Raw genomic sequence first — 1,451 nt, 5'->3', positions numbered from 1 at the left:
GCGGTCGCCGAACGTCTCCGCGGTGTCGACGTCGTCGCCCGACGCGAGCTTCGCGTCGATGAGCTGCTGCAGCTCCTCCTGGTACGCGTCGGTGTAGCGGTCCGGGTCGAAGTCGGTGGACATGCTGTCGACGAGCGAGGACGACATCTTCAGCTCGCTCGCGCTCACCTTCACCGTCGAGTCGAGGCTGCCGAAGTCCGCCGCACGGACCTCGTCGCCCCAGAGCAGGCCCTGCAGCAGGATGACGTCGTCGTGGACCCGGAGCACACCGAGCCGGGTCTTCTGCCGGAGCGTGAACTGCACGATCGCCAGCCGGTCGGTCTTCGCGAGCGTCTCGCGGAGGAGCACGTACGCCTTCGGGGAGCGCGAGTCCGGTTCGAGGTAGTACGACTTCTCGAACATCATCGGGTCGACCTGCTCGACGGGCACGAACTCGAGGACCTCGATCTCGTGCGACTGCTCCTCGGGCAGCTGCTTGAAGTCGTCGGCGGTGAGCACCACCGTCTTGTCACCGTCGTCGTACGCGCGCTGGATGTCGGCGTACTCGACCTCGTGGCCGAACTCGCACACACGCTTGTAGCGGATGCGTCCCTTGTCCTCGTCGTGCACCTGGTGCAGGGAGACGTCGTGGGTCTCGGTGGCCGCGTAGACCTTGATGGGCACGTTGACGAGCCCGAACGCGATGGAGCCCTTCCAGATCGACCTCATGGGCACATGATGCCCGTCCCTGCACAGGAGCGTCCGGAGCGAGCGGTCGTCCACAGGTCGGGCTTCGCTGGACCGGAGCCGCGCCGGGACGAGCACGATGGGCGCATGAGCCAGCTCGACAAGCAGGATCCGCGCACCCAGCACCCGCGACCGCCGTTCCCCGAGCAGACCCAGACCGGTTCGGGCCTGGCGAGCGCGATGGACCCCGCGCCCGACCACGGCGAACGCAGCTACCGGGGCACGGGGCGGATGCCGGGCTACCGGGTCCTGGTCACCGGCGCCGACTCCGGCATCGGCCGGGCGGCGGCGATCGCGATGGCGAAGGAGGGCGCCGACGTCGCCCTCAACGCCCTCCCGGAGGAGCAGGACGACCTCGAGGAGGTCCGCGACGTCATCGGCGCCCTCGGCCGCAGGGCCGTGCTGCTGCCGGGCGACCTGACGGACGAGGCGTTCTGCGCCGACCTCGTGCGCGACGCCGTGAGCACGCTCGGCGGCCTCGACGCGCTCGTGCTCGTCGCCGGCCACCAGCAGGTGCACGAGGACGTCACCGAGCAGACGACGGAATCGTTCGACCGGACGCTCAAGGTCAACCTGTACTCGCTGTTCTGGCTCGTGCGGGCAGCGGTCCCGCACATGGCACCCGGCAGCGCGATCGGTCACGACGAGCTCGGTCTCCGCGCACGAGCCGCAGGCGCGGATGATCGACTACGCGGCGACGAAGTCCGCGATCACCACCTACACGA

General features: G+C 69.3%; 2 protein-coding genes. One reads left to right on the top strand and one right to left on the bottom strand.

What is annotated here, in order from left to right:
* The coding region (locus I59_RS09410; RefSeq protein ID WP_022903657.1) for a Ku protein at positions 1 to 708 on the bottom strand (708 nt) is incomplete at its 3' end.
* Between the two features lie 105 nt (positions 709 to 813).
* Here I59_RS09410 and I59_RS19635 point away from each other — a divergent pair.
* On the top strand, positions 814 to 1,451 hold a 638-nt coding region (locus I59_RS19635; protein ID WP_187289806.1), incomplete at its 3' end, for an SDR family NAD(P)-dependent oxidoreductase.

Source organism: Curtobacterium sp. B8 (assembly GCF_000333315.1).
GTDB classification, from domain to species: domain Bacteria; phylum Actinomycetota; class Actinomycetes; order Actinomycetales; family Microbacteriaceae; genus Curtobacterium; species Curtobacterium luteum.
The sequence above is the reverse complement of the archived record's forward strand: the minus strand, read 5'-3'. Positions and strand labels throughout refer to the sequence as shown.